Annotated in this window: 16 protein-coding genes and 1 pseudogene; 9 read left to right on the top strand and 8 right to left on the bottom strand. The window is 38.9% G+C overall.

Annotated elements, in window-relative coordinates; all coding sequences use genetic code 11:
* Positions 1-9 precede the first annotated feature (9 nt).
* The 8 genes from BQ8014_RS07975 to BQ8014_RS08010 all read left to right on the top strand — a co-directional run bounded on the left by BQ8014_RS07975 (position 10) and on the right by BQ8014_RS08010 (position 13,623).
* Entirely contained in the window at positions 10-1,914 is a 1,905-nt protein-coding gene (locus BQ8014_RS07975; RefSeq protein WP_080903912.1) for a RagB/SusD family nutrient uptake outer membrane protein, read from the top strand.
* A 28-nt stretch (positions 1,915-1,942) separates the two neighbouring features.
* Positions 1,943-3,151 (top strand): SusE domain-containing protein, encoded by a 1,209-nt coding sequence (locus BQ8014_RS07980; protein WP_080903913.1) that lies wholly within the window; start codon positions 1,943-1,945, stop codon positions 3,149-3,151.
* Between the two features lie 144 nt (positions 3,152-3,295).
* Positions 3,296-5,071, top strand: a complete 1,776-nt coding sequence (locus tag BQ8014_RS07985) for a DUF4091 domain-containing protein (RefSeq protein WP_080903914.1) — start codon at positions 3,296-3,298, stop codon at positions 5,069-5,071.
* A gap of 18 nt (positions 5,072-5,089) precedes the next feature.
* Complete coding sequence (locus tag BQ8014_RS07990; protein WP_080903915.1) at positions 5,090-7,216, top strand: glycoside hydrolase domain-containing protein; 2,127 nt, start codon at positions 5,090-5,092, stop codon at positions 7,214-7,216.
* A gap of 74 nt (positions 7,217-7,290) precedes the next feature.
* Positions 7,291-8,985, top strand: coding sequence for a DUF4091 domain-containing protein (locus tag BQ8014_RS07995; protein ID WP_160150057.1), 1,695 nt, complete (start codon positions 7,291-7,293; stop codon positions 8,983-8,985).
* Between the two features lie 108 nt (positions 8,986-9,093).
* On the top strand, positions 9,094-10,608 hold the full coding sequence (locus BQ8014_RS08000; protein ID WP_080903917.1) for a Gfo/Idh/MocA family protein: 1,515 nt from the start codon (positions 9,094-9,096) through the stop codon (positions 10,606-10,608).
* 38 nt (positions 10,609-10,646) lie between these two features.
* Entirely contained in the window at positions 10,647-11,558 is a 912-nt protein-coding gene (locus BQ8014_RS08005) for a sugar phosphate isomerase/epimerase family protein (RefSeq protein WP_080903918.1), read from the top strand.
* A gap of 79 nt (positions 11,559-11,637) precedes the next feature.
* Positions 11,638-13,623 carry a glycoside hydrolase family 97 protein gene (locus tag BQ8014_RS08010; protein WP_080903919.1) on the top strand — a complete coding sequence of 662 codons (1,986 nt, stop codon included), beginning with the start codon at positions 11,638-11,640 and terminating at the stop codon, positions 13,621-13,623.
* Between the two features lie 434 nt (positions 13,624-14,057).
* Here the strand turns inward: BQ8014_RS08010 and BQ8014_RS08015 are convergent, their stop codons facing one another.
* The 8 genes and pseudogenes from BQ8014_RS08015 to BQ8014_RS08050 form a co-directional block, all read right to left on the bottom strand.
* Positions 14,058-15,263 (bottom strand): IS256 family transposase, encoded by a 1,206-nt coding sequence (locus tag BQ8014_RS08015; protein WP_080903920.1) that lies wholly within the window; start codon positions 15,261-15,263, stop codon positions 14,058-14,060.
* A 79-nt stretch (positions 15,264-15,342) separates the two neighbouring features.
* A complete protein-coding gene (locus tag BQ8014_RS08020; RefSeq protein WP_080903921.1) occupies positions 15,343-16,347 on the bottom strand; it encodes a TolC family protein in 1,005 nt (334 codons plus the stop codon).
* A 181-nt stretch (positions 16,348-16,528) separates the two neighbouring features.
* Positions 16,529-17,104, bottom strand: a complete 576-nt coding sequence (locus tag BQ8014_RS08025; RefSeq protein WP_080905884.1) for an RNA polymerase sigma factor — start codon at positions 17,102-17,104, stop codon at positions 16,529-16,531.
* Complete coding sequence (locus tag BQ8014_RS18975) at positions 17,097-17,465, bottom strand: hypothetical protein (RefSeq protein ID WP_080905885.1); 369 nt, start codon at positions 17,463-17,465, stop codon at positions 17,097-17,099. The genes BQ8014_RS08025 and BQ8014_RS18975 overlap by 8 nt, the downstream gene beginning before the upstream one ends.
* 13 nt (positions 17,466-17,478) lie before the next feature.
* Positions 17,479-17,694, bottom strand: a complete 216-nt coding sequence (locus BQ8014_RS20015; RefSeq protein ID WP_080903922.1) for a 4Fe-4S binding protein — start codon at positions 17,692-17,694, stop codon at positions 17,479-17,481.
* Positions 17,695-17,803: 109 nt separating this feature from the next.
* Positions 17,804-18,196, bottom strand: coding sequence for a cation:proton antiporter domain-containing protein (locus tag BQ8014_RS20020; protein ID WP_369808825.1), 393 nt, complete (start codon positions 18,194-18,196; stop codon positions 17,804-17,806).
* 93 nt (positions 18,197-18,289) lie between these two features.
* Positions 18,290-19,187, bottom strand: a pseudogene (locus tag BQ8014_RS20025) (cation:proton antiporter); the annotation flags it as partial.
* A 147-nt stretch (positions 19,188-19,334) separates the two neighbouring features.
* Positions 19,335-19,703, bottom strand: a complete 369-nt coding sequence (locus BQ8014_RS08050; protein ID WP_200814373.1) for a hypothetical protein — start codon at positions 19,701-19,703, stop codon at positions 19,335-19,337.
* A gap of 375 nt (positions 19,704-20,078) precedes the next feature.
* Here BQ8014_RS08050 and BQ8014_RS08055 point away from each other — a divergent pair, with 375 nt between their 5' ends.
* Positions 20,079-20,936, top strand: coding sequence for an IS4 family transposase (locus BQ8014_RS08055; protein ID WP_080903924.1), 858 nt, complete (start codon positions 20,079-20,081; stop codon positions 20,934-20,936).
* Positions 20,937-20,942: the final 6 nt, after the last annotated feature.

Below are 20,942 nucleotides of genomic sequence, written 5' to 3' on the forward strand. Positions count from 1 at the left end.
AAATATTATATGAAAAAGAACAAATTGCGATTGGTTATTTTAGTAACCATCTCTATATTCAGTTTTAGTTCATGCTCTGATTATCTTGACAAAGAGCCTGATGATCAGTTAAGTTTGGATCTAGTATTTGAAAACAAAACGAATGTGGAGAAGTGGCTCGCTGGTATATATAGTGGTGTGCCAGATGTTTATAGTTATGGAATGGAAAGTATAGGAGACGACGTAGCTCCATCTACCAGATGGGAACAGTATGGCTTTTGGACCATCTCCTATCAACAAGGAAATTGGAGTGCCTCAAGTACAGGATGGGATAAAAACTATTGGCTACACTTACCGAAACAGATTCGTTCGGGCTACATTTTTTTGGAAAATGTAAAGCCATTGCCAGATCAAAACCTGAAAAATACTGAGGTTGAATATATGAAGGCGGAAGTTCGTTTCCTAATTGCCTATTATCATTATTTGATGTTGACTTATTATGGCTCAATTCCAATTTTGGAAAAAGCTCAAGATGTAAACTCCATGAATGAGTTATTGGTTAATCAGCAACCTTTTGACAAGGTTGTAGACTGGATAGAGACATTATTGGTTGATGCCTCCAATGTTTTACCTCCTTCTTACAGCGATAATCGGAAATATGGAAGAATAACCTCTGTCATGTGCAAAGCAATAAGAGCCCGTTTACTTCTTTTCGCCGCCAGCCCATTAGTAAATGGAAACTCTGCGATGAAAGATGTCGTTAATAATGAAGGTATCCCTATCTTTAATTCAACTCCGAGTCTCCAAAAATGGACTCGGGCGGCAGAAGCATCTGAGGATCTGATTAATTACGCGACGGCAAATGGGCATAAATTGTTTTATGAATATTTGTCTTCGGGAGAGATTGACCCTTTTATGTCTTATCAGAATGTGATGTTAAAGGGATTCTTGGAAGGTAATACAGAAATACTAATGGCTAGGCCTGATTGTCAATATAATAATTGGGATATTGTAACACAACCAAGAGGGACTGGCGGGACTGGAGCTATCAGTGTAACTCAAACATTAGTAGATGCCTTTTTTATGAAAAACGGTTTACCTCCTATCAATGGATATGACGCATCCGGACTTCCGGTTATCAACCCGGAATCCGGTTATACCGAAAAAGGATTTTCAAGTAGCGATGAAGTAAGAAAAACTCATTGGAAAGAGGTAAAAGGAAATGCATTAGCCGATGAAAATAAGATAACATTGGCTGGAACCTACAATATGTATTGCAATAGAGAGCCTCGCTTTTATATTTCGGTACTTTATAATGGAAGCTGGATAAACAGCGCAGGACGTCTTACCGATTTCTATCTTAATGGTAAAGATGGAGGCCCTTCCCCTGATTCTCCTCCTGTGGGATATTTAATGAGGAAAAGAACAGATCCAGACGCTAATCCTGTAAATAACACATTTAAACAACGAGTTGGAATTATTTATCGTTTGGCAGAAGCCTACCTAACCTCTGCTGAAGCCTTAAATGAAGCAGATTATGGAGCGAACAAAACTAAAGTAGTGAATTACCTAAATTTAATCAGAGAAAGAGCTGGAATTCCACTCTACGGAAATGGTCAAGATGAGGTTACTATTCCAACGGATCAAGCTGCTATGCGTAAGGCGATACATCAGGAAAGAAGAGTTGAGTTGAATTGTGAAGCGGTTATCCGTTTTGACGATGTCCGAAGATGGAAAGATGCCGAAAAGGCTTTGAATACAGATTTTTGGGGAATGAACTTCTCAGGAACAAAAAATAGTGATGACAAGAATGATCCAGAGGCTTACTTTGTCCGAAAAGTATATCAAACACGCAAATTCAAGAGTTATTGGTTTCCTGTTCCTCAATCTGAATTAGACCGGAACCCAAATCTGAGACAACTTCCGGGATGGTAAAAAATAGTATAATAAAAAAAATAGTATAATGAAAAATATATTTAAACTGCTAAGCCTTCTCCTATTCATGTGTTGTATTGCATCGTGTGATAGTGATAGTAACAATGATAATTTAAACCCTGGAGAGACAACAGATAACCCATTAACGATAAGTGCTTCGGGCGATAACATTGTTCTCAATGAAGATAAATCGGAAGAAGTTGCTCTTACCTTTACATGGAATACAGGAAATAATAGAGGAGAAGGAACCTCATTGTCTTATCTCTTTAAAGTAGATATTGCAGAGAATCAATTTCAAACAGCCATAGAAACAGAAGAGATGCCTGAAGGTGTATTCTCAAGAAGTTTTACTCATAGAGAACTAAATGAGCTTCTTCTCGATTATTGGGAGGTACAACCGGCAAAATCTGCCCGAATTGAGGCGAGGGTAATTGCAACTGTTACCGGTCCTCATTTTATTAAACCGGAAATATCAGATGTAGTGGTTACAGTCACTCCTTTTGCTCCTAGAGTGATAGAAACGAACAAAATGTATGCAGTTGGAACAGCAGTGCCCGGTGGACAAATAGAAATGAGCAGAGCTATAGAAGATCCTTATGTTTTTGCATATAAGGGGTTGCTGCAAGAAGGCAAGATTAAGTTTCCTCTTTCTTTAGATGCTTCCGCTGATATAGTTTCTTCTCGTACTCCAAACCTTACCATAGATGATGGAACTATGATGCCTGTACTGCTGGCTACTTCGGGTACTCCCGATAATTCATGGCTGATCCCCAATGCCGGAACTTATGTTGTGGTGATAAATACCAAAGAAAAAACAGTTGTTTTTTATTCCGAAGCAACAGCTATCAAACCTAAATATGACAATGTGTATATGATTGCGGAAGCGGTTCCTGGAGGCGGCAAAGATTGGGATGTGGATAATCCGCTATCAATGACACAAAGTATTGCTAATCCAAATATTTTTGTTTTCAACGAAACATTAGATGCTGGAGAAGCAGGAAAACCGAGTGGTAGAATAAGATTTCCTATAGAAAAGGGAGTAGGTTGGGGATATAAAGGTTTAACTACACCTGATGGGCTTATGGTGCCTGTTACGAAAGGAAAAACCTATACTGTTTATCAGTTTGTAGCCGGCTCATCAGAGTATCCAGATAACTATTGGCAAATATTAGATGGGGATATCAATTTGATTATTCTTGATACAGAAAAAATGACAATAAGGTTCATGTCTCGATAATCAATTTATGACTTCTTGAGATACTCTTAATTATTGGATAGCATATCATTGATAAAGATATGCTATCCAATTGAATCCAATCTTCGTTTATGAAAAATTCTCTGATAAAGAAAGTAAAAGAGAGAATAGCAATATCCATTTATCATGAAAAATATTTTTACAGGAATCATATCTTTTAGTCTTTTTATCTTTATATTCCAGTCTATAGCCTGCTCTCAGGTAAAGAACATAGATGAATATAGTAGTATTACAGAGAGAGCCGATCCAACGGCAGATACTCTTTCCGATTGGAGTAAAGTCCCATCCGGATTAAATATTTCTTTTGCGGACATAGACACACGTTATCCAAGATCCGTAGCTCCGGATATTCCATCCAGCAAAATTCTGCAACTAAGTGGGTGGAAAGGAGAAAGAATTTCTGGCCAACTATTACTTTGGTCAGTAGAAAAATTTGAAGAGGTAAATATTGAGTTTGAAAGCTTTCAATCAAGCTCATCTTCTTTACCAACGAATATAGCTCAGGCTCGTTTTGTTCGTTACGTGATTACGGACTATTTTGAAAGAGGATGCGAAGAAGCGAATCCGGACGATTTCCGTTCCTCTTTATCTCCAGATATACTTGATAATATTAAGTATTTTGACATTGAGCCAAAAAACGTGCGTCCTGTTTGGATTACCATAGATATTCCCCGGGAAGCAGAGGCAGGCCTATACAAAGGAAAGATCAATATCGAATCTAAAAATAAAAACCTTCAAAAATTAGATATTGCCATAGAAGTAAAGAAAAAGACTTTGCCATTACCAGCCGATTGGAAATTTCATCTGGATATGTGGCAACATCCTACATCTGTGGCTCGTGTGAATGGATTGGAAGTCTGGAGTGACGAACATTTCGAAAAAATGAAACCGATTATGAAGCTCCTGGTCGATGCCGGTCAGAAAGTAATAACAGCTACATTAAATAAAGAACCTTGGAATAATCAATGTTATGATGCATATGCCGACATGATAACATGGATCAAGACCACTGATGGAAGTTGGAAATATGATTATACCGCTTTTGATAAATGGGTTCATTTTATGCAAGATTTGGGTATAAAAGGTACGATAGATTGTTATTCGATGCTTCCATGGGGCAATGAATTACATTATCATGATGCATCCACAGGAAAAATGGTAAATGTAAATGCTAAACCCGGTAGCACTGAATTCTATGAGATGTGGACTCCCTTTTTACAAGATTTTGTCATTCATTTAAAACAGAAAGGTTGGATTAATATAACAAATATTGCAATGGACGAGCGTACTCCGGAAGACCTGAAAGCCGTTGTTGATCTCATGCAAAAGGCTGCTCCGGAATTAGGAATATCTTTGGCAGATAATCACCAGAGCTATAAAAAATATCCTTTTGTCAGATCTTTAACTCTCGGATTTAACTCTCCTTTCACGAAAGAAGATCTGGATGTCCGGCGCGATAATGGCCTCGTGTCTGCTTATTATGTTTGCTGTGGAGATAGATTTCCCAATATATTTACTTTTTCAAATCCGGCAGATGCAGTGTATATTTCGTGGTATTCTTTGGCTTTAGGCTATGATGGATTTCTACATTGGACATACAACTCATGGAATGAAAAGCCGCTCGAAGACTCTCGTTTTATTCGCTATCCCGCGGGAGATACCTACATCGTATATCCTGATCGTAGTTCTGTCCGATTCGAACGTCTGAGAGAAGGGATTCAGGATGCAGAAAAGATTCGTATTTATCGGGATGAATGGAAAGAGAAGAACGATCTGGAATCGAAAGAAAAATTAGAGAAAATGAACAAGATCATTCTTCAATTCGGATCAAAAAAAGAAAGTCCTGAGCTTTATCAGGAATTAGAACAAGCGAAAAAATTATTGAATGACTGGGCTGAATAATAATTTTAATTGAATAATATGCACAAGAATAAGAAAAACAGATTATTGTTTTTGTTTGTAGCGATGATTACAGTCATCCTGAACTTTTCTTGTAAAAGCGATACAGATGACCCCATTACAGAGGAAGCGGTAAAAATCTCGTTCTCACAATATGGAGTAACTGATGTCTTTGTCGACATTCCGCAGGAAGAGGTTATTTTCCATTTAGGATTGGCGAAAGATGGCAATTCAAGTAAAGAAATCGAAGTAAATCTGTCTGTTTTATCCGAAAAAGAACTGAAAGATTACAATACGCTTCATAGTACCAATTTTGATCTCTTACCGGGTTCATGTTATAATATGAATCAATTAATGGTAAAATTTAAGCCCAGTGACAAGGCTCAACAGTTACAAACAACATTGTATCGGGATCAAATAAAGAAGTTGAATCTTAGCCAGAAACAATATGCGCTTCCGATTAAAATAAATGAAACAGCAGAAAGGGTTGAGGTTGACAAAAGCAAATCAATAATATTGATTGCTCCGAGTCTGGAACAATTACTTCATATTTATCAAATAGACGCATTAGAGAAAGTTATCCCTGACCAGTCTTTGGAAGTCGATGTCGATAATATCCTACATGTAGCACAAGGAGAGTATGCAACGTTACAATTAGTTGTTAGTCCCTTCGATAAAATAGATAATCGTAACATCGATGTTCAGATCAATCACACAGAAAATTCCACAAGCCTGAATGCTAAAATCGAAAGAGTAGGCTATGTAGGAGCGTCTAATCGCTTCATTTTAGAATCTAACGTAATTATAAAGTCATCGACCAATCAATACCCGGATCCCATATTTCCGATAGATGAGGTTGGTTACCAATCTTATAGCGTTCAACCTTTATGGATAACAACACATATTCCTTTGGAAACACCTAGTGGCCTTTATAAAGGAGTAGTGAAGGTTGCGGGGTTTATTGACGGGAAGTCAGTCTCTACCGAAAAGTTGTTTTATATTAAAGTATATCCGGTGGCAGTCCGAGAAATATCATTATTAACAACCAATTGGTATTACCTGGATAGTCCGACACTCGCCTATATGAATAATAAAACAAAAGTAGATATGCACTCTGATTTATATTGGCAATTAGTTCGCAAATTTGCTGAAGTATCTGCCGAATATAAAAATAATGTTCACTTCATAAACTTGTTTAACAATATTCAATTTACACTTTCCAATGGAAAATATGGTTTCAATTTTGATAATTTTGACAAAGAATTACTAATTTTCGAGCGAGCAGGGGCGTTAAAAAGAATAGAAGGTGGTCAATTAGGATATCGATTTGGTGCACCCACTAATTCTTTAGGGGTCTATGTGCCTATTCTTGATGGCAGTGAAATTTCAATCAGATTATTATCCCTTTCAGATCAACGAAGTCAGGATTTTTATAATCAATTTCTTCCGGCACTTAAACAACACTTAAAAGATAGAGGTTGGCATGATATATATATGCAACATATTGTAGATGAGCCCGGTAATTCGGATATTCAATCTTACTTGGAAATAAGTGACTTTGTAAAAAAACACATGAAAGAAGTGCCGATATTAGAGGCTATCCTGACCACAAATGGCATTCAGAATGGTATTGATATTATGACTCCTCAGGTAAATACCCTTGGGTCAGATTATGAGTCTGTCTTTAAGCCATTGATTGATCAGGGAAAAGAAGTTTGGTTTTATACCTGTACCGGGCCACAGGGTAATTATGTAAATAGATTTATTCAATTACCTCTGATTCAGATGAGAATCATGCACTGGATCAATTTTAAATATAAGGCTTCCGGGTATTTACACTGGGGAGGTAATTCCTGGACTGCTTTTGATGATCCCTATAAGGAAACGACTAACTTATCTAACGACTGGCCCGGAGGCGACTCTTACATCGTTTATCCGGGATATGGAAAATTGTATCCATCTATCAGAATGTCGGCAATGAGAGATGGGATTTATGATTATGAACTGTTAAAGATGCTAGATCAAAAAAATCCAGCAGCGGCTCAGAATATCGTAAATAAAGTTGTTTTCTCAAATGCAGAATACGACAATACGATTCCCAATTTCAGAAATATGAGAAAACAAATATTGGAATCTCTTAGTGAGTAAATAATTATTTGAATTAACTAATCAGCAATAAAACATTTATGTGTAACGAAAATAAGAACATAGTATATCGACTGATGTACCTATTTCTAGCTATAATAACGAATTCACTTTTTGCTTATGGACATCAATGTGACAATACTCTAGACTCAACTCCTGCCAAGGTTCTTCATATTTATCAAATAGATCCCCTGGAAAAGGTACTTCCTAAACAGTCTTTAGAAAATCAAGCCGATACTTTGTATGTGGCGCAGGGAGAATACGCAACAATTCAATTGGTAGTGAAGCCCTTTGATCAATTAAAAGATCCTCAGATAAATGTAAAGATAAATCATACAGAGCATTCTGCAAGTCTAGATGCTACGATTAAAAAAATTGGGTATGTAGGATCTACTAATCGCTTTATCTTAGAATCTAATGTAATCATAAAGTCACCCACCGATCAATATCCTGATCCTATGTTCCCGTTAGATGAACCAGGATTTAAGTCTTATGAGGCTCAGCCTTTTTGGATAACCGCCGAAATTCCAAAGAGTACGCCTGCAGGAATCTATAAAGGAACAATGAGGGTTTCCGGATCTATCGATGGGAAACAAATATCAGAGGAGAAGCCATTTTTTATTAAAGTATACCCGGTGGTAGTAGATAACATTTCACTATCAACAACAAACTGGTACTTTATGGACAGCCAAACATTGGCGTATATGAACAATGGAACTCCGGTAACCAGATATTCTGATTTTTATTGGCAGTTAGTTCGGGAATTTGCTAAGATATCGGCAGAGTACAAGAATAATACCCACTATATAAGTCTATTTGATAATATTAAATTCAGTCTGTCTGCTGATGGGGTGTATAGTTTCGATTTCGATAATTTCGATAAAGAGTTGCGTATTTTTGAAGAATTAGGGGCGTTGACAAGAATCGAAGGTGCACATCTTGGTTATCGGTTCGGTGAATCAGAAGCTCCTTTCGGAGTATATGTTCCTATTCTTGAAGGCAACGAAATTTCAATTCGACTTTTGCCTCTTTCCGATCAGCGAAGCCAGATATTCTATTCTCAGTTTCTGCCTGTATTCAGAAAATATTTAGAAGACAACGGTTGGTATGATAGATATCTACAACACATCGGAGACGAGCCTGTTATCGCCAACGCAGCATCTTATTCGGAAATAAGCACTTTTGTAAGGAAGCATATGGAAGGAGTAAAAATCTTAGAGGCTGTATTAACTTCTGAAGGTATTGATGATGGTATTGACATTTGGATTCCTCAGGTAAATGTATTTGGATCTAATTATGACACCATATTTAAACCATTGATAGACAAAGGAGATGAAGTCTGGATCTACACTTGTACTGGACCGCAGGGTAATTATGCTAACCGTTTTATCCAGTTACCTCTGATCCAGATGAGAATCATGCACTGGATTAATTTCAAATACCAAGCTTCCGGCTATTTGCATTGGGGAGGTAATTCATGGACCACTGCGGCTGATCCTTATAAGGAAACGACCAACCTTACTCACGACTGGCCTGGAGGCGATTCTTACATCGTTTATCCCGGATATGGAAAATTGTATCCATCCATCAGGTTGTCGGCAATGAGAGATGGCATCTATGACTATGAATTATTAAAGATGTTGAGGGAGAAGAATCCGTTAAAAGCTCAGGACATTGTAGATAAGGTTGTTATATCTTATGCCGAATACAATAATACAATCCCCAATTTCAGAAAAATGAGAAAGGAAATCTTAGAGTCTCTTAGCAAATAAATATAAGTAACAGTTAATATTTAATCGAACATTTAAAAATTGCAACTATCTGTTGTTTTTATAGTTGCAAAATTAACAAATAGGTCTGTGACCTTAATTATATTGAACATGAAAAATTTATCGAGAAGGAAATTTTTAAAAACCGGAGCCATGACCGCTGCTGGTTTAACAATTGTACCGAGTATGGTGTTAGGTAAATCGTTTGGTTATACAGCGCCTAGCGATAAGTTGAATATAGCCGGGATCGGCGTAGGAGGAATTGGTCGTCGCAATCTCGCCAATATGAAAACCGAAAATATTGTGGCTCTTTGCGATGTGGACTGGAAATATGCTTCCAAAACATTCAACGATTATCCCAAAGCCAAGCAATTTAAAGACTGGAGGATAATGTTCGAAGAGATGGGCAAATCCATAGATGCCATTATGGTAGCAACGCCCGACCATACACATGCAGGAGTAACAGCTCATGGCATAACATTAGGCAAGCACTGCTTTACGCAAAAACCATTGACTCACTCTGTATACGAATCCCGGTTGCTAACTAAACTGGCTAAAAAATACAAAGTGGCTACCCAGATGGGTAACCAGGGAAATTCCTTTGACGATTGCAGAAAAGTCGCCGAATGGATACAGGCAGGAGTAATCGGTGAAGTAACCGAAGTACATTGCTGGACAGACCGCCCTATCTGGCCGCAGGGGCTACAGGAACCCAAAGGTTTGGTAAAAGGGCCTAAAACACTGGATTGGGATTTATTTCTCGGCCCTGCTAAAAAACGTGCCTATAATCCGGTATATACCCCATGGAACTGGCGCGGATGGTGGGATTTCGGTACAGGAGCTCTGGGTGACATGGCCTGCCATATAATGGATCCTCTTTACTGGGCACTGAACCTTAAATACCCGACAAGCGTAATAGGGAGTTCTACACTGAGTAATATTTATTCCCCTCCTCATGCCGAAGTGGTGACATATACTTTCCCTGCCCGCGACAATCTACCTAAGGTAGCAATGCCTGAAGTAAAAGTACATTGGTATGATGGCGGGTTAATGCCCCCTCGCCCGGAAGAACTGAAAGATGGGGAAATGATGGGAGATGAGAATGGTGGGATTATATTCATCGGGTCGAAAGGGAAAATAATGACAGGTTGCTATGGTATGAATCCTACATTATTGCCACTTTCTGCTATGGAGCATTTCAACCAGCCTAAAGCTACTATCCCCCGAATTAAAGGCGGCAATGGTGATATATGGAATACAAATGCCCATGAGCAGGACTGGATCAGGGCTTGTAAAGAGAGTCCGGAAAATCGGACTGAAGCATCCTCCAACTTCCAGTTCTCAGGACCATTCAACGAAATGGTAGTAATGGGAGTATTGGCGGTACGTCTGGCCGGAATACATGGATTAAACCGTGAATTATTGTGGGATGGTGAAAATATGAAGTTTACAAATATCTCGCCAAATGATAAGATCAAAATTGTAACTGTTGATGACTTTACCGTAATAGATGGTGATCCTCGTTTTGACAGACGTTTTGCTGAATTCAATGCATTAGATATGTCAAACGAATGGATTAAACATACTTATGAGAACGGGTTTACTCTTCCTGAAATGCCTAAATAATTAGAATATATTGTTTAAACACATCAAAAAACGGATAAATGATAAGAAAAATAATATTCATAGTAGTTTGCCTACTGTCTTGCTCCCTATTGGCATGTTCGTCAAAATCAAAACAAGATCAAAACAGCCAGCAAGAAGATCAAATACAGGCTAAAGGTATAGCAAAGGCTGAGCAAAATGGTTGGTATCTGGCAGTGCAGTCATATAGCTTCCATCGTTTTACTTTAGCTGAGGCTTTGGATAAAACAAAAGAACTGGGAGTGAAATATATTGAGGTGTATCCGGGACATAAGCTCGGAGCCGGTTTTGGCGACAAAATATTCGGATTTGAACTGGATAATGATACCCGTAAGAAAATAAAGGAATTGGCATCATCGAAAGATGTGAAAATTATTGCAACGGGAGTCTTTGTTACCAATGAAACTTCTGATTGGGAAAAAATGTTCGCTTTTGCCAAGGACATGAATATGGAATATATTACATGTGAACCGGCATTAAAGGACTGGGATCTTGTAGAAAATTTATCTAAGCAATATGGCATTAAAATATCTGTACACAATCATCCACAGCCATCCGATTATTGGAACCCAGATCTATTGCTTGCAGCTATAGGAGATCGCGGCAATAACATAGGTTCATGTTCAGATGTAGGACACTGGAAAAGAGAAGGTTTAGACCCAATCGAATGTTTGAAAAAAATAAACAAACGTGTTATGTCACTTCATTTCAAAGATATTGCGAAAAAAAAGGAAGGTGAAGCTGAACAACATGATGTTATATGGGGTACAGGCATTTTGGATATGAAAGGAATGCTCACTGAATTGAAAAAGTTCAATTTCAAAGGATATTTATCTATCGAATATGAATATAACTGGGACAACAATGTGCCGGATATAAAACAATGTATTGAATATTATAATAAGATTACTGAAGAAATCTTATTCGATTGAAGTGAAAAATTAACATCATAGGCTCTTAAGAAAGTCATTGTATCAAGAGTCTATGATGTTTATTAATTAATCAAATCATATGAAAAAGAATTTATTGAATCTATCATTTTTACTCATAGTTATATCAACTTCAGCTCAAAAGCTATTTGTCCTAGAATCGCCGGACAAGAAATTAAAAGCCGATATAGCTGTTGGTAAATTGATTGAATATCAAGTTTCTCATGCAGGAGCAACTATGTTGCTAAAGTCGCCTATCTCTCTTACTTTTAGCGATAATCAAGTATTCGGAGTGAACCCCAGACTATCCGGAAGCACGAGAAAGACCGTCGATCAGATCTTAGATGCACCCATATATAAAAAGGCGAAAATTAAAGATAATTATAATGAGTTGACGTTAGAATTCAAAAATGATTATAATATTGTTTTCCGTGCTTATAATGATGGTTTTGCCTACCGTTTCGAGACAATCAGGAAAAGTCCTTTTATTGTAGAAAATGAACAAGTTGTATTCAATTTTCCTGCCGAATCTAAAGCGTATATCCCTTATGTAAAAAACAAGGGAAACTCATTGGAAGATCAATTTTACAATTCATTCGAGAATATATATACGCATGATAAACTTTCAGAGTGGGATGCTGATCGTTTAGCATTTTCGCCACTACTTGTAGAAGGGGGCAACGGGAAAAAAGTATGTATTGTGGAGGCCGATTTGATTAATTATCCGGGTATGTATTTGTATAATGGTAATAAGTCGAATTCGCTGGTCGGTGTTTTTGCTCCATATCCTAAAGAGATAAGGCAAGGAGGTCATAATATGCTGCAAGGAGAAGTACAAAGCAGAGAATCATATATTGCCAAATTCGATCGGGCTACTAAATTCCCTTGGCGAGCCATAATTGTTTCAGAGAATGATAAAGATCTGGTTGACAATGATATGATATATAAACTGGCAACTCCAAATCAGATAGGCGATTGTTCATGGATAAAACCAGGGAAAGTAGCTTGGGATTGGTGGAACGATTGGAACCTGTACGGTGTAGACTTCAAGACAGGAATTAACAATGAAACTTATAAGTATTATATCGACTTTGCCTCAGAGAATGGTATCGAATATATTATTTTGGACGAAGGATGGTCTGTTAATCTTACCGCAGATTTATATGAGGTGGTACCTGAGATTAATCTGCCCGAGTTGGTAGCTTATGCTAAAGAACGTAACGTAGGGCTGATTCTCTGGGCTGGATATTATGCATTGAACAAAGATATAGAAGGCATTAGTAAGCATTACTCCGAAATGGGGATTAAGGGATTCAAAGTGGATTTTATGGATCGTGACGACCAACTGATGGTTGATTTTCACTACAAAGCAGCCGAAATTTCAGCTAAATATAGAATACTGATCGATTATCATGGCACATACAAACCCACGGGCTTGCAACGCACTTTTCCGAATGTAATTAATTTCGAAGGGGTAAACGGATTGGAACAAATGAAATGGTCTAACATGGATCAGGTTACTTATGATGTAACAATACCATTTATTAGACAAGTAGCAGGGCCTATAGATTATACGCAAGGAGCTATGCGCAATGCGACAAGGGGAAACTATCGTCCTGTGGAAAGCGAACCGATGAGCCAGGGAACACGATGTCGTCAGCTAGCTGAATATATAGTGTTCGAATCTCCTCTGAATATGATGTGTGATAGTCCGTCAAATTATTTGAAAGAAAAAGAATGTTTAGATTTCATCTCTCAGATACCAACAGTATGGGATCAAACAATCGCTTTAAATGGGGAAGTCGGCAAATATGTAACAATTGCCCGCCAAAAAAAAGGAGTATGGTATGTTGGGGCACTAACTAATTGGGATGAGCGTGAGCTAGAGCTTGATTTGTCGTTTTTAGGAACAGGAGAATTTCAAGTTGAAATATTCAAAGATGGAGCAAATGCTAATAAAGCAGCCCGAGATTATAAGAGAGAAGTTATCTCTGTTCCTACTAGTAAAAAACTAAAAATAAGAATGGCACAAGGGGGTGGTTTTATTGCTCGAATCTATAGAAAATAAAAACCTGAATTAGAAATTAGTTTTTGGTAAATATAAATTTGGCAATCGTTATCTATTTCGATTGGTGGTATTACCAATCTAGTTTATAGTTTTTAGCTTTATAGGAACTGTTTTAATCCCAGATTTAACGAAGAAATACTGGGAAAGAATAACAAAAGAAAATAATCGCAGATTTAACATGTTAAATCTGCGATTGTATTTGCATAAATTAGGGAATAAAGTTCCAATACTTTACACTCAACCCACGGGTGTAAAGTATTGGTGTGATGATTTTAGGCAATCCTCATGATAAATACACTATAGAATCTGATTAGGAGGGGACTATCCAAAACATTGTGTAAACGGTCAACTACAAGGTTGAATTATTATCATATAAATTCTTTCAAATTCTCCCCCCCCAAAAAAAAGATGGGGAGTTTGAAAGAATTTTTCTTTTACAGGTTCACTCTTTCTCCAAAGATAACCAAAAATTGATTCAGTATCAGCCCCCAATTGTGGATAGGCATCGTCCACTTCTTCTCAATCTCAGCAATAGACAGATATACAGACTTTTTCAAAGCATCATCGTTGGGGAATGAGAGTTTGTTTTTGGTGTATTTCCTTATTTTACCGTTCAGATTTTCAATCAGATTGGTGGTATAGATAATCTTTCGGATTTCTAATGGAAAATCAAAGAACGAGGTTAACTCATCCCAATTGGCTCTCCAAGAACGGATGGCATAGGGATATTTTGAGCCCCATTTTTGTTCGAAATTATCTAATTCCTGACTTGCCGATTCTTTAGTTGGTGCATTATAAATGAGTTTCATGTCAGATGTAAACTCTTTCTTCTCTTTCCAGACAACATAGCGACAGGAGTTACGAATTTGATGAACAACACATATCTGAGTGGTCGATTCAGGGAAAACAGTCTTTATCGTATCTGTAAATCCACTCAGGTTATCGGTTACGGTAACAAGTATATCTTCCACGCCACGGGCTTTCAAATCGGTCAAAACTCCCATCCAAAACGAGGATGACTCTGTCTTGCCGACCCACATACCCAACACTTCCTTAAAACCATTCTTGTTAAGTCCAACACACAGGTAAACGGTCTTATTAATAACCTTGCCATTGTCCCTGACTTTGAAGACAATACCGTCCATCCATACAATCAGGTACAGATTATCTAATGGGCGGTTCTGCCACTCAATTGCCTGTTGATTGACTTTGTTAGTTATATGGGAGATAGCGGATGTTGATAGATTTACGCCATAAATCTCATGCATCTCTGATTCAATATCTGATACGCTCATCCCTTTAGCGTAAAGAGAGATGACTAAACGTTCGATGGATAATCCTCGACTTTGATGCTTAGGAACAACTACAGGTTCAAACTCGCCTTCTCGGTCACGAGGTACTTCAATAACCGATTCACCATGCTTGCCTTGAATCTTCTTTGGATAGCTGCCATTGCGAGAGTTACCTGTATTGATGCCTTCTTTTGAGCCTTTTTCATAACCAAGATGAGAATCCATCTCTCCTTGAAGCATTTGTTCATAAACTTTTACGTGAAGCTCACTCATAAAAGCTTCAACATCGTCTTGTGTCTTGAATTGGCTCAAGAACTCCTTACTTAAAAAACCTTTTGGTATGTCCATAACAATGACTTTTGATAAAATTATACATAAATGAAAAAACTACAAGTTATTCAACCTGTAGTTTTACATTTACACATTATTATGGACACTGTCCAATCCGGCTTTGTGTAACATTAGACTTTACGCGGTTACGGTCGAATATCGGAATACTTGCCGTAATGCCTGCCTGTATGGTAAACCGATCGGAAAGTTGTGTAGTGAAACGGGAAACTCCATCCAAATGTCCGTCTCCTACACTACCGGTCAGACTGACGGTCGGATAACGACCTGATTTTGCTATTTTTACAGCTGTGCCGGCAATTTCCACATCGTACCGGCTGATATGAAGGTCGGGAAGGTTTGCCAAAGCGCGTTCCAACACGATTTTTTCGTCGGGCAACAGAGCCATCCATGCAATTTCCTCTGCGTCAGGATAGATAATTTCCAGCGCTTGCAATGGTTCGATGGAGAGTAAACTTTTCAGCGCCAGCAAACTATTTTCGCGTTGAATAGTTGTTTCGGCCATATTGTTTTTATCGGTGGCGTACTGCGATTGCAGCAGCAGATAATCACTCTCAAGGATTTCTCCAGAATGTAAGCGCTCACCTCCAAGCGTGACCTGCTCCTCACTTGATTTCAATAGTGATTGTTGGTATTTCAACAACTCTTCGTTCCCCAATATCGAAAGAAAGGTTTGCAAAATTCTAATAATCAATTCATTGTCATACTGTTTGGTCAGATATTCGGCCTGTTCAGCCGACAATTTGCTTTTTTTGATATTCCCGCTGATATTGCCTCCCTGATAAAGAATAAGAGACGAATTAAGCCCGTAACTGCCATTCCATGCTGTGGCATTGCTTTTGGAGTGGTTCAGGTTTTCATCGACTGTGGCGGACAGGTCGGGCAGACGTTCCATGTTAGATTGATTATACCGGTCTTGTGCCGCTTCTTCATGCAACTTCACGGATTGACGGGAATAGCTATTGCTTAACGCGAAGTCGATACACTGTTCCAAGGTCATTCGCAAAGGAGAACCGGATTTTTCCTGTCCTGCCGCGATATGAACTGTTCCGCATAGAAACAGGATTAAAAAAATGTGTTTCATTTCTTGGATGTTTTATTGATTATTTATTGAATTCTCAAAGACGTTTTTCTATGTTACTGTCGTCCTCTAATTCTTGGAGACAAACGAGCGGCAAAAATATTTTCAGGAGATGGGGGTGAAATGAAAAAACGTGTAAACCCTTTCATGATTTACACGTTTCCGCTCTGACAACCTGAGTCTTTCAGGAATATAGAATATCGGCATATAATCCGGATAGCCGTTTTCGCAGATGTTTTACGGCATAATGTTTTCGCGACAGTAACGTATTGACCGGCACACCGGTGGTTTGTGAAATTTCTTTTACAGATAACCCGTCTAATTCAGTCAGTTCAAAAACCTCGCGTTGTTCGGGAGGCAATTCGGAAAGGGCATTTTCTAATTCAACCCAAACCAACGACCGAAGGTATTCTGTTTCGGGCGAAGGTGATGTTTCGTTGTTGTCGAACATAAGTTTCGAAAAATCATTCAACATTTCATCGTCCGATCCGTCATTTCGGTAAACGGGCAGTTCTTCTTCGTGTTTTTTAATTCCTTTGTTGATAATTGTGTTCCTCGCGACCCTGTATAGCCAAGCAGCGACTTGCTCAATCGGGTTCATCGTATTGTCCACGGTTTTCACCAATTGGTAAAAAACATCCTGTAGAATATCGTCCGCATCCTCCTTATTCGCAACATTTTTGCGGATAAAAGCTTTCAGGCGCGGCTGATATTCTACAATCAGTCTTCCTACGTCTTGTTTTTCCGGTTTCTTATTCATTATCCTTTGCGGAATCATCATCGAAATCAAAACCGCCTCCGAAAAAATGACCCCTAAACATGTGCTCTCTTCTCCGCTTGATAAATTCTTTGCGCTGCTCATCCGTCATTTTCATCCATTTGTCATGAATAGGATTCCCGCTGTGCATACCTCCCATACATCCACCCATCATTCCCCGATGGCCAAATCCACCGAACAGTATTCGGGCAAGGGCAAGTAAGCCTAATGCCTGCCAAAAACTAATGGCTGCCAATCCGAAAATAACCGGCATCAGCCAATTCCACAACAACATGGCAACTGCGCTGAATGCCGCTATCGCGGCCAACCCCATCATTACGTGTGTAAATACATGCTTCTTCATATCCATTTGATTTTTAAAAATTTATTCCAATCGTTCTTTGCGGACAGATTGCAACACATTTCCCACATCCGGTACAGCGGCCCGTATTATTGGCAATTGCCCGTTTCCCGTTTTCTGCCGCCACCATCTCCAGCACGTGATGTCTGCAAATTTTCACACATTTTCCGCATCCTACGCATTTGTCGGCATGAACGAACGCCACACCTCTATCTTTCTTTTTCCAAAACATTTCAGATCTTCAATTTACAAAATAACGTTTAACTATAAGCGAGAGATTACCCTCTACTTATGCAGACAAACAAGAGGAAAAAATATTTTATGGAAAGCAAAAAAGTTTTTCAATCATTATTATCGCCTATTTTCAACCACCTGATCAGCAAAGGTAAGCCCACCCCTTGAATCACCAGCATGAATATGACGGTAACAACCGTCAGAAAAATGATAATACTCCGTTGGGGGAATTCCGTACCGTCTGCCATCAGCAAAGGCAAAGAGAGTGCGGCGGCCAACGAAACGATCCCCCGCATCCCCGACCATCCGATAATAAGACATTCTTTAAGGCTTAACGGCTTGTATTCTTTCAGGTAGTTGATCCGTTTTAACATTTTTCCGCGATTCCGCCGCATGGCTGCGAATCTCCGCCGTACGGTTGCTGTATTTCCCTGTTGCAGAGCATTCATTTGCATATTATTACGAATTCGATCCGTTATGGCCGCTTCGCGTCTTTGCATGGATTTGATGCGGTTGTCAATACTTTTCTTATTCCAAAACACGAATAAAATACGGAGAGCGAGTGCGGTCAAAAATATCAGGAAGGAGCTGCCGATCAGGGATAATATATGATTGCTGGGGATGTCTTTCAATACGAGGGGGAATTCCAACCCAATCATGATGAAGATCAATCCGCCAAGAATAAAAATAACGGTATCCCAAACGGACTTGGACTGTACGCGCGCCTGCCGGGAAAATTTATCTTTATTGCCTGAGATAATCAGCCCTGCGGTGACAACGGCAATTACACCAGATATGTGGATCTCTTCGGCCAGCAGATAGGCCACAAAGGGAAGTAGGATGGTCAATCCCACGATGACATCGCTGTTCTGTCTTTGTTTTCGTACGATGACTGCAAAAATCATCCACAAAACCACGCCAACCACAAATCCACCGGCAAGGGAAATCAGGAACATGATGCCTGCTTTCCATAGAACAAACGAACTGCCTGCTACGGCGGCGACGGCAAAACGGAAGGCGACCAATGCCGAAGCGTCGTTGACCAGACTTTCGCCTTCGAGTATGGTGACGGTGCGGTAAGTGTAAGCCTTTGATAACGCCGGACGCGGCAATGGCATCAGGGGGTGAGAGGATTGCTCCGAGTACGAAGGCCAAAGGCCATGTCATTCCGGGAATACAGTAATACGCGATCACGGCAATGGCTATGGTCGTCATAAAAATCAACGCTATGGCCAAAGCCGATATGGTTTGTACGTTGGCTTTGAAGTCTTTGAATGAGATATGAAATGCAGCATCATACAGCATCGGGGGGAGGAATATGAGGAATACGACATTTGGATTAATCGTCAATCCGTTGAGGCCGGGGATGAATCCGACGACGATACCCGTCGCCAAGAGTAAAACGGGATAAGGCAACCTGATTTTGGTTGCGACCGGCGATAATCCGATGGCGATGGCCAATAAAATGATGATGACGCTGTATAATTCCATAATTTTCTTCCGGTAAATCCGTATTTCAATTATTGCCCAAAGTTATAAATGTTTTTGTCGTTTTTCCCTTGGGCATCATGCAAGAAATGAAGGCAGAAGGGAATGATTTTCCTTGTGCCTTCGGAAGTTTAAACAATTGTACTTTGGTTATTTTGTTTTCGCGTCTTTTTCTGTACTTTCTTCGCCGCAACTGAATCCAAAGTCGAAACCTCTTCCGTGTCCGAAGAATCCGGCATGTTCATGAAAGGCAGCTATCATTTCCTGCTGTTCCTTAACGAACGCTTCTTTTTCTTCCGACGTTTTCTTCATCCATTCTTCGCAACGTTGGTCGATAGCGGCAACGCTAAATTCTCTCCTGCCGCAATGACCGTTGTGTATAGCTTCTATGCGTTTGTCCATAAATTCGACCTTTTCCGCATCCGTCATTTTCGTCCATTTTGCGAAAAAATCTTTTCTTGCATCTGCTCCGAAGGGTATTCTTCCAAAGAATCCCATTCCAAAATCTCTTGCTGTCATAACATTTCAATTTTTGAGTTATTATTTTTGAGTTTCATTTTCGAGATTGCTCTCTACTCATGCTGACAAACAAGAGGGAGAAATATTTTTGGGAAAGGGGGGATTTTCAATTCTTCTTATAATCGAAGCGTCTATGTAGAGAATAATCTTTTCCCTGTTTTTTTATTTTACTTCTTCAAAGTATGGAAGACCACTTTATGCGAACAATTTATTAAAAAGCCCCAATACTATTCCCAAGGACAATAAGCTCTTACTCCATGTTTATACTATATAAAATGTTTAATTAGTGTCCACTAAAGACTCGTGAAATCTCTTTTAAATATTTGAAAGTTAGTTTGTTACAGATGTTTTCTGAGTCAACGGACTGCTTATTACATGGTTGAACAAGCACGAACTAAACGTAGGACAGCGATTTTTAATCTTGGTGGAAATGTCTATGCATTTGACTCTACAACCATAGATCTTTGTCTGTTTGTCTTTTGGTGGGCGAAGTTTCGTAAGAAAAAAGGCGGCATTAAGGTACATACATTGTATGATATAGAAACACAGATACCTGCATTCTTCCACATAACCACTGCTTCAGTACATGACAGCAAAGCTATGAATGAGATTCCTTACGAAATAGGTGCTTATTACATCTTCGACAGGGCTTACAATTGTTTCAAAAGCTTATTTAGGAAAGAAACAATCGGTTCCTATTTTGTCGTCAGAGCAAAGTCAAATTTGCAGTTTAAAGCAAAAAAATGGAACCGTCGATTGCCTAAAAATGTATTATTCGATGCCATCGGTGAACTGACCGTTTATAAAAGTTCCAAAGACTATCCAGCGCAGATACGTAAAGTCTGTTATTGGAACGAAGAACAGAAACGAAAGTTTACGTTCCTGGCCAATGCTATAGAACTCTCTCCGCTGCAAGTTGCCGAGCTATATAAAAACAGATGGCAGATTGAGTCGTTTTTCAAATGGCTCAAGCAGCATCTTAAAATTAAAAAGTTCTGGGGTGATACGGAAAATGCTGTAAGAATACAAATATACTCTGCAATCATAGAGTATTGTCTGGTAGCAATCATATGGCATGATTTGAAACTTGATAGAACGACATATGAGATTCTACAAATTTTAAGCATATCACTTACAGATAAAACCTGCTTGAGGAACCTCTTTAACAAAACTAATTTTAAAAATGACAAAGAACGATGTGATCTCAATGGACCAAGTTTATTCAATTTTTAATAACGT

Source organism: Parabacteroides sp. Marseille-P3160 (assembly GCF_900162725.1).
In the GTDB taxonomy this organism is placed as follows: domain Bacteria; phylum Bacteroidota; class Bacteroidia; order Bacteroidales; family Tannerellaceae; genus Marseille-P3160.